At 53.0% G+C, this 9,034-nt stretch carries 9 protein-coding genes; 3 read left to right on the top strand and 6 right to left on the bottom strand.

The genetic code is table 11. The features are described 5' to 3' along the window. Positions 1-114 precede the first annotated feature (114 nt). Positions 115-882 carry a triose-phosphate isomerase gene (gene tpiA, locus DXU84_RS24720; protein ID WP_037035323.1) on the bottom strand — a complete coding sequence of 256 codons (768 nt, stop codon included), beginning with the start codon at positions 880-882 and terminating at the stop codon, positions 115-117. Positions 883-1,009: 127 nt separating this feature from the next. Continuing rightward, on the bottom strand, positions 1,010-1,618 hold the full coding sequence (locus DXU84_RS24715) for a DUF1454 family protein (RefSeq protein ID WP_013577592.1): 609 nt from the start codon (positions 1,616-1,618) through the stop codon (positions 1,010-1,012). A gap of 158 nt (positions 1,619-1,776) precedes the next feature. Here DXU84_RS24715 and DXU84_RS24710 point away from each other — a divergent pair, with 158 nt between their 5' ends. Next, positions 1,777-2,199, top strand: coding sequence for a DUF805 domain-containing protein (locus tag DXU84_RS24710; RefSeq protein ID WP_013577591.1), 423 nt, complete (start codon positions 1,777-1,779; stop codon positions 2,197-2,199). A gap of 16 nt (positions 2,200-2,215) precedes the next feature. Here the strand turns inward: DXU84_RS24710 and fpr are convergent, their stop codons facing one another. Then, positions 2,216-2,962: a ferredoxin--NADP(+) reductase gene (gene fpr, locus DXU84_RS24705; RefSeq protein ID WP_112152574.1), complete on the bottom strand. Its 747-nt coding sequence runs from the start codon at positions 2,960-2,962 to the stop codon at positions 2,216-2,218. 323 nt (positions 2,963-3,285) lie between these two features. On the opposite strand from fpr, the gene emrD reads away from it, so the two are divergent. Beyond that, positions 3,286-4,479: a multidrug efflux MFS transporter EmrD gene (gene emrD, locus DXU84_RS24700; protein WP_112152573.1), complete on the top strand. Its 1,194-nt coding sequence runs from the start codon at positions 3,286-3,288 to the stop codon at positions 4,477-4,479. 56 nt (positions 4,480-4,535) lie between these two features. Here the strand turns inward: emrD and glpX are convergent, their stop codons facing one another. From glpX to DXU84_RS24685, 3 genes are all read right to left on the bottom strand, one after another. Next, positions 4,536-5,546, bottom strand: a complete 1,011-nt coding sequence (glpX, locus tag DXU84_RS24695; protein ID WP_013577588.1) for a class II fructose-bisphosphatase — start codon at positions 5,544-5,546, stop codon at positions 4,536-4,538. 143 nt (positions 5,547-5,689) lie between these two features. Then, a complete protein-coding gene (gene glpK, locus DXU84_RS24690; protein WP_013577587.1) occupies positions 5,690-7,213 on the bottom strand; it encodes a glycerol kinase GlpK in 1,524 nt (507 codons plus the stop codon). A gap of 45 nt (positions 7,214-7,258) precedes the next feature. Beyond that, a complete protein-coding gene (locus tag DXU84_RS24685) occupies positions 7,259-8,107 on the bottom strand; it encodes an MIP/aquaporin family protein (RefSeq protein WP_013577586.1) in 849 nt (282 codons plus the stop codon). Between the two features lie 577 nt (positions 8,108-8,684). Between DXU84_RS24685 and zapB the strand changes: the two genes are divergently transcribed. Continuing rightward, the gene (gene zapB / locus DXU84_RS24680) at positions 8,685-8,924 is read left to right on the top strand and encodes a septal ring assembly protein ZapB (RefSeq protein WP_013577585.1); all 240 of its coding nucleotides are present in this window, start codon (positions 8,685-8,687) and stop codon (positions 8,922-8,924) included. Positions 8,925-9,034 lie beyond the last annotated feature (110 nt).

Genomic DNA, 9,034 nt, shown 5'->3' with positions numbered 1-9,034 from the left:
CGAGGGAAGTGAGAGAAAAAAGGTCGAAATATCCCTTAAAAAACAATGCCGGTCACCTTAAGTGACCGGCATTACCCGGCATGCCGGGGTTTTTTATGCGCAGAAGAAACAGGCTTACGCTTGTTTAGCTTCAGCAGCGGCTTTCACGATCACAGCGAAAGCGTCTGCTTTCAGTGATGCGCCGCCAACCAGTGCGCCATCGATGTCTGGCTGGGTGAACAGTTCAGCAGCATTTGCAGCGTTAACAGAACCGCCGTACTGGATGATAACTTGTTCAGCAACCGCAGCATCTTGTTTCGCGATGTGGTCACGGATGAATTTGTGAACAGCCTGAGCCTGAGCCGGGGTGGCAGATTTGCCGGTACCGATCGCCCAAACAGGTTCGTAAGCGATGACTGCGCCTTCGAATGCTTTCGCACCCAGAGTGCTCAGAACCGCGTCCAGTTGTTTAGCGCAAACGGCTTCAGTTTTGCCTGCTTCGTTTTCTGCTTCGGTTTCACCGATGCACAGAACAGGAGTCAGGCCCGCTTCTTTCAACACGCCGAATTTTTTCGCGATGAACTCGTCGCTTTCTTTGTGGTAAGTGCGGCGTTCTGAGTGACCGATGATGATGTATTGCGCACCGATGTCTTTCAGCATGTCGGCAGAGATTTCACCGGTGAATGCGCCAGACAGGTTAGCATCAACGTTCTGAGCACCCAGCGCAATACGGCTGCCAGCCAGAGCGTGTTTAGCCTGTGACAGGTAAACTTCTGGTGGAGCAATTGCAACGCCACAACCTACAACTGTGCTCAGTTCAGTACGCAGAGCAGCAATCAGTTCGTTAACCATGTGGGTGCTGCCGTTAAGCTTCCAGTTACCCATCACTAATGGATGTCGCATGTTTTTTCCTCCAAAAGGGGACGCGAGTGTCGATTAAAATTTCTGCCAAATAAGCAGATTACCTGTGCAACAGTATAGAGATCATTGGTCATAAAGGCTTTGCTTTTTGTCATTAAAAACCGTCATCTCACGGCTCAGCAAGCGCCAGCTTGACCGGCTCAACGGCGAATGTCAGTCCTTTTTCGCCATTGTCTGAAATGACAAAACGCACCGCGCCTACCTCCTGCTTATAAAACTGCTGACCTTTTCCTTTTTCGATCAGAGAAGCGACTCTTGCCACGCTTTGCTCGGTGGATAATGTGGCGTCGAACTGACGCATCAGGTTAGCCATATAGCTTATCGCCAGCGTGCGTGCGGCCTTTTCTTCAGCCCCCTGAATCGGCAGATAGGTGATTTGCAGCGTTTTGATTTTACCGGTGCCTTTTTCCAGTGCGGTCGAGGCATACAGGTTTTCATTAATCTTGCTGGCGGCGCGGGTCAGGGAACTGTTTGGAGATTTATCACTGATCGACCGGAACTCGCCAATCTGCTGGGTCGGATTGGCTTCATTGTATTTGGCGCGAAAATTGATCAGCGTCGTTTCAAAGGTGGGTGCGCCAGCAAGCAGGTAAGGGGCTTTTGGCATCTCCTCTGCGCCAGAGTGATCGACCGGCGGATCGGCGAGTGCACTATTCTGGCAAGCGAGCATAAGCAGCGCGGGCAGCGCCAGTCGTAATAAGGATTGAGCAACAGTCATAGGGCGTTTCTTATTTTGTTTCAACAGTCCGATTAAAGCGGGGAACGGGGGGTAATGTCAAAAGGAGTGCGTAAAGATTCTCGTCATCGCTGCCCGTGAGTTACACTCCGCCTGTTTTAATATTTTACTCCCCTTGTACTTTACGGAACGGACTGCCAATGACGTTACAGCATGCACTGTTTTCTTTTAACGGCCGCCTGGGCCGCCGCGATTTCTGGCTCTGGATGGTTAGCTGGTTGATTCTGATGGTGGTTGATTTCTTTTTTGCCGCACAGGAATGGATTACCTATCAGTCCGCCGGATTCGCGCTGGTGGTTTTACTGTGGCCGACTGCCGCAGTGTTGGTGAAAAGATTGCATGACCGCAATAAATCGGCCTGGTGGGCGCTGCTGTTTGTGCTGGCGTGGATGCTGGTGGCGGGTAACTGGGCAGCGGCGATGCCGCAGACGTGGAGCTGGGTTCTGGGCCGGCTCGCGCCATCAGTGATTTTCATCATGTTGCTGATCGACTGCGGCGGTTTTACCGGCACACCGGGCGCAAATCGCTTTGGCCCGGAACCGGACGACGTTAAATTCCGCTAGTTTCGCGGTAACAGACTTACCAGTAATGCTCGCTGGTCATATGGCCAGGCTTACGTTTGAGATGTTTGCGCATACCCCGCGTGTCTTTCAGTACTTGCTGGGTATCGCGAACCATCTGCGGATTGCCGCACAACATCACGTGGCTGTCCTCTGCCAGCATCTTAAGGCCGACAGCCGCTTCCAGTGCGCCGCTTTCAATCAGCGCAGGCACGCGACCGGTCAGCGAACCGGAAATCTCCTCGCGACTGACCACGGTCTGGATATGGAGTTTGCCCTCATAACGGCGTTGCAGTTGCTGCATTAATGGCAGATAGCTGAGATCCGCTGCAAAGCGTGCCGCGTGAACCAGAACAATATTCTTGAACCGCTCCAGTCCGATGCCTTCCTGCAAAATAGACAGATACGGCCCGATAGCGGTACCGGTTGCCAGCATCCACAGGGTCGCGCATTCAGGCACTTCTTCAACCACGAAAAATCCGGCGGCTTCTTTGGTGATGTTGATTTCGTCACCGGGCTGCATCACGTGAAGCCGCGGGCTGAGTTTTCCTTCCGGCACATTCACCAGATAAAACTCCAGTTCGCCGCTGGAGGGTGGGTTTACATAGGAATACGCGCGCTGCACCCGCTCGCCGTCAATATCCAGCGAAAGTTTGGCGAACTGGCCAGCGGTAAAAGGATCGATGGGCGCATTGACCGTGATGCTGAACAAATTGTCTGTCCAGTGCTCAACTTTTTTGACTTTTCCTGTCACCCAATCAGCCATAAAAAACTCCCGTGGTTTCTGATTTCTTCATGTAGTGAGAAATATGAATTGCAAAATTATGTCCTGATTTTATTTCAAATTTTCCGAATCCCGTATCGGTTAAATGTTATCAGCCTGTTCATCACCCGTTAGCCAATATCGATTTTCGTACACCCTGCGTTACACATGTGGTTCCCGCTGCTGCCAGTACAGGTTGAGAAGAGTTTCCTACAACACTCGCTTATTCATATTAATTTGTTAACTTATGCGCCGCTGTAGTCTGGCTGAATTTACTGGTTATTTGTTCTGCACTTTTCCAATCTTATTTGATAATGAACTGAAAAATGAAAAATCTGGAAAATATCCACCTGCTTATCATGCTCATTTTGCTGGTGGCTGTCGGGCAAATGGCACAAACCATTTATGTGCCGAATATCGCGGACATGGCCACCAGTCTGGCCGTGAAACCGGGCGCGGTACAGCGGGTGATGGCAGCCTATCTGCTGACATACGGCGGCTCGCAACTGGTTTACGGCCCGCTTTCCGATAATATTGGCCGTAAACCGGTGATCCTCACCGGCCTGATGATTTTCCTGATTGGTGCGGCGGGCGCGATGATGTCAACGAGCCTGAATATGCTGATCGCCTTTGCAGCCATTCAGGGGTTGGGCACCGGTGTGGCGGGCGTAATGGCGAGAACCATGCCGCGTGATCTCTACAGTGGCGGCGCGTTGCGCCATGCCAACAGCCTGCTGAACATGGGCATTCTGATCAGCCCGCTGCTGGCGCCGGTGATTGGTGGCGCACTGTCAGCGTGGTTAGGCTGGCGGGCCAGTTTTGGTTTCCTGCTGATTCTGTGCGCCGGTGTGGCGTTTTCGATGTACCGCTGGTTGCCGGAAACTCGTCCGGAATTCACTGCCGACCATCCGCCGCGCAACATGCTGGGCAGCCTGCGTTTATTACTGGCCGACGCCAATTTCAGCCGCTATCTGGTGATGCTGGTCGGTGCACTGGCCGGTGTGGCGGTGTTTGAAGCCAGTTGCGGTGTGCTGATGGGCGGCGTCCTCGGGCTGAGCGGTGTGATGGTCAGCGTACTGTTTATCCTGCCGATCCCTGCTGCCTTCTTTGGTGCCTGGTATGCCGGGCGGGCGGAGAAAAGTTTCCAGCAACTGATGTGGCATTCGGTCATCAGTTGTCTGCTGGCCGGTCTGGCGATGTGGATCCCTGGCTGGCTGGGTATCATGAATATCTGGACGCTGGTGGTGCCGGCTTCGCTGTTTTTCTTTGGCGCTGGCATGTTGTTCCCGCTGGCGACCACCGGTGCAATGGAGCCTTTCCCGTATCTGGCGGGCGCGGCCGGTGCGCTGGTTGGCGGATTGCAGAATATGGGGTCAGGGCTGGTGGCATGGATGTCGGCGATGTTGCCGCAAACTGGTCAGTTCAGCCTCGGGTTACTGATGTTTGCGATGGCATTGCTGATTTTACTGTGCTGGTGGCCGATGTCGAACCGTAGCCAGCATGAAGGACATACTGCCTGATGGTGCAAAAGCAGGGCGCTGATGGCCCTGCTTTTTGATGACCGGAAGGAAGTTGATCAGATAATAAATTCGTGCAGCGCAGCGTCTTTTCGGTCGAGGTAATGGGTCGAGCGGATACGGCGAATGGTGCGGGATTTTCCGCGGATCAGCAGCGTCTCGGTGGTCGCCATGTTTCCCTGACGGCTGATGCCTTCCAGCAGGTCGCCTTTGGTAATACCGGTCGCGGAGAAAATCACGTTATCGTTACGCGCCATATCATCCAGCAGCAGCACTTTACCGGCCTCGATCCCCATCGCTTTACAGCGCGCCAGCTCTTCTTCGCCGATACGACGGTTTTCCGGTGTATCGCCTTTCACATCATGACGCGCCAGCAAACGGCCCTGCATATCGCCATCCAGCGCACGGATCACCGCAGCGGAAATCACGCCTTCCGGCGCACCGCCGATGCCATACAGCACATCCACTTCACTTTCCGGCATGCAGGTCAGGATTGTCGCCGCCACATCGCCGTCCGGGAATGCGAACACACGCACGCCTGACGCCAGCATTTCGCGGATGGCGTCGTCGTGACGGGGTTTTGCCAGAACAGCGACGGTCAGTTCGGTCAGCGGTTTATCCAGCGCTTTAGCAATATTGGCCAGATTCTCTGCCAGCGTCAGTTCGAGATTAATCGCGCCTTTGGCACCCGGCCCGACGGCGATCTTTTCCATGTACATGTCGGGTGCATTGAGGAACGAACCTTTGTCGCCAACTGCCAGCACAGCCAGCGCATTGGACTGGCCCATGGCGGTCATGCGTGTACCTTCAATAGGATCGACCGCGATATCCACCGCGTCGCCGTTGCCGGTACCGACTTTTTCACCGATATACAGCATCGGCGCTTCATCAATCTCCCCTTCGCCAATCACGATAGTGCCGTCGATATCGACTTTATTGAGCATGATGCGCATGGACTGAACGGCAGCGTTATCGGCAAGGTTTTTATCGCCACGACCCAGCCATTTGTAACCGGCGAGCGCGGCAGCTTCGGTCACGCGGGAGAACTCGATTGCTAATTCACGTTTCATTGGAAAGCCTGTAGAAAGAAAAAAAGAGGTCGGTGAGGCGAGGCTCATCTGTGGCGCAGATTTTAGCACAACGGGAAAGGTGCATAAAAAAACTCCCCGGATGGGGAGTTTCAGAAAGGGGTGTTGGCGATAATATCTGGCGATTACTCGTCGTGATCTTCCCACGAACGAACGCGTGCCACCGCTTTTTGCCAGCCTTTATAGCGGACATTACGTTCCGTCGTTTCAATGCTTGGGCGGAATTCGCGTTCGATGGTCGCTTTGCTGCGCACTTCTTCCAGATCGTTCCAGAAGCCGACGGCCAGACCTGCCAGGAAAGCAGAACCCAGCGCGGTGACTTCCAGCACTTCAGGGCGCTCAACGCGGGTGCCAAGAATGTCTGACTGGAATTGCATCAGGAAGTTGTTGGCCACCGCACCGCCGTCCACACGCAGTGCCTGCAGACGAGCGCCCGAGTCTGCCTGCATGGCATCCAGTACGTCGCGGGTCTGGTAAGCGATAGATTCCAGCGTCGCGCGGATGATGTGGTTGCTGTTCGCACCACGGCTCAGACCGAAGATTGCGCCGCGGGCATACGGATCCCAGTAAGGGGCGCCGAGGCCGGTAAAGGCGGGCACTACGTAAACGCCATTCGTGTCTTTCACTTTCATGGCGAAATATTCGGAGTCGGTTGCGTCGCTGATCAGTTTCAGTTCATCACGCAGCCACTGAATGGACGCACCGCCGACAAACACGGCCCCTTCCAGCGCGTAGTTCACTTCGCCGCGCGGGCCGCAGGCGATGGTGGTCAGCAGGCCATTTTTAGAGGCGACCGCTTCAGTACCGGTATTCATCAGCAGGAAGCAGCCAGTGCCGTAGGTGTTTTTCGCCATACCAGGTTGTACACACAGCTGACCATAGAGCGCCGCCTGCTGGTCACCTGCGATGCCGGCGATAGGAATACGCGTACCGCCTTTACCACCAATGTTGGTCTGGCCGTAAATCTCAGAAGAAGAGCGAACTTCCGGCAGCATTTCACGTGGAATATCCAGCACTTCCAGCATGCGCTCATCCCATTGCAGATCATGGATGTTGAACAGCATGGTACGCGAAGCGTTGGTGTAATCCGTCACGTGAACACGTCCCTGCGTCATTTTCCAGACCAACCAGGTGTCGACGGTGCCGAACAGCAGTTCGCCGCGTTTAGCGCGTTCGCGAGAGCCTTCAACGTTGTCGAGGATCCACTTCAGTTTGGTGCCGGAGAAGTAAGGGTCGATAACCAGGCCGGTGTTATGGCGAATGTATTCTTCCAGACCGTCTTTTTTCAGTTTTTCGCAGATGTCAGCAGTTCGGCGACATTGCCAGACAATCGCGTTATAGATTGGCTTGCCAGTTTCTTTTTCCCACACGATGGTGGTTTCGCGCTGGTTGGTGATACCGATACCGGCAATCTGATCGGAGTTAATGTCGGCTTTCGCCAGCACTTCCACCAGCACCGAGCTTTGCGAAGACCAGATTTCCATCGGGTCGTGCTCAACCCAGCCTGACTTAGGGTAGATCTGGGTGAATTCGCGTTGTGACACGCTGACGATATTGGCATCGTGATCCAGCACTACCGCGCGTGAACTGGTTGTACCCTGGTCGAGTGCAACAATGTATTTTTTTTCGTGAGTCGTATCTGCTGACATAATATTCATCCTGCGAATGAGTAAGCTGTGGAACAGTTTAGCCGATCAGGCCTTACGCTGTTTGGATGGCTGAGGTGCTTTTTCTTCTGCCGGCTCATTAATCTGATTTGGCAAATGGCGGCCGATCAGCGCTTTATACGCGATGGCACCCAGAGAAGCACCGAGCAGCGGGCCAAAAATCGGCACCAGGAAATAAGGAATATCGCGCGCGCCGGTGAAGGCAACCTTGCCCCAGCCAGCGAAGTAGGCGAAGACTTTCGGACCAAAGTCACGTGCCGGGTTCAGGGCGAATCCGGTCAGTGGCCCCATGGAGGCACCGATAACCGCGATCAGGATACCGATCAGCAATGGCGCCAGCGGACCACGTGGAATGCCGTTGCCGTCATCGGTCAGGCCGAGGATCAGCGCCATCAGAATGGCCGTAATCACCGTTTCTACCAGAAACGCCTGCAATACGCTGATGTGCGGGTTTGGATAGGTAGAGAAAATACCGGCCAGATCCAGACTTTCGACGCTGCCGCGCACCATGTTGTGGCTTTGCTCAAAATCGAAGAACAGGTTGTAGTAAAGGCCGTAGACCAGTGCGGCGGCGCAGAAAGCTCCCGCGACCTGCGCAATGATGTAAGGCAGAACTTTGCGTCCTTCAAAGTTTGCAAACAAACAAAGTGCGACGGTCACCGCCGGATTCAGGTGTGCGCCGGAGATGGCGGCAGTCAGGTAGATGGCCATTGCCACACCCAGACCCCAGATAATACTGATTTCCCACTGGCCAAAGGTTGCCCCGGCAAGTTTCATTGCTGCGACACAGCCCGCACCAAAGAAAATGATAAGCCCGGTACCCAGAAACTCAGCGATGCACTGACCTTTTAATGTGGAACTCATGGTTTGGCTCATAGTTTGATCCTGCTAAGGATGATGTTAATGGTTAGTTATAATTTTTCTGTTATGTCGTTTGTCAACGTAATCGGATTTTGGCGTTCATCATTAAATGAGAACGTAATGTGAATTTATCGTTAACGAGCATAAACGAGAAATAGCGAAATCAAATTTTGTGTGTCGCGTCATAAAAATGAGCGATTTCGCGTATTGCTGGAACTTGATGCAGCGCAAAAAGTCCATGATTTAACATTTTCAGCCGCCATTTGTGACAAACGAACATCAACATGCCTTCCCGCGCAGCGGCTAAGGTTATTCGGCATTAAACAGTATTTCTGGTGTGTGACGCTGCTTTTTAAGCATTTCCTGATACCCGGCGCTGTTAAATTGCAACAGACTGCGTGGATAAAGGGGTTGCGGGTAGACAGAACAAAGCTGGCTACATACAATCACCCGTTAAGACACACGCTGGTTTTGCGCAATTCTCTGATGAATTCGTTATAAAAATCGACGGAGTGCAGGAATTTTTGAGCCGTGTCCGGACGATGCGGCAGAACATAAGATGTGCGCCTTGCGAACATAAGGGGACCGAAAAATGTCATTTGAAGTATTTGAGAAATTAGAAGCTAAAGTTCAGCAAGCGATTGATACCATTACTCTGTTGCAGATGGAAATCGAAGAACTGAAAGAGCAGAACAACACCCTGTCTCAGGAAGTTCAGCAGGCCAGCGGCAACCATGAGTCTCTGGTGCGTGAAAATGCGCAGCTGAAAGAAGAACAACACGTATGGCAGGATCGTCTGCGTGCATTGTTGGGAAAAATGGAAGAAGTTTAATTACTTCATATTCCAAATAAAAAAGGACGCCTTGGCGTAATGCCGGTCACTTAAGGTGACCGGCATTGTTTTTTAAGGGATATTTCGACCTTTTTTCTCTCACTTCCCTG

The organism is Rahnella sp. RcJ3 (assembly GCF_009498575.1).
Taxonomy (GTDB): Bacteria; Pseudomonadota; Gammaproteobacteria; order Enterobacterales; family Enterobacteriaceae; genus Rahnella; species Rahnella aceris.
The sequence above is the reverse complement of the archived record's forward strand: the minus strand, read 5'-3'. Positions and strand labels throughout refer to the sequence as shown.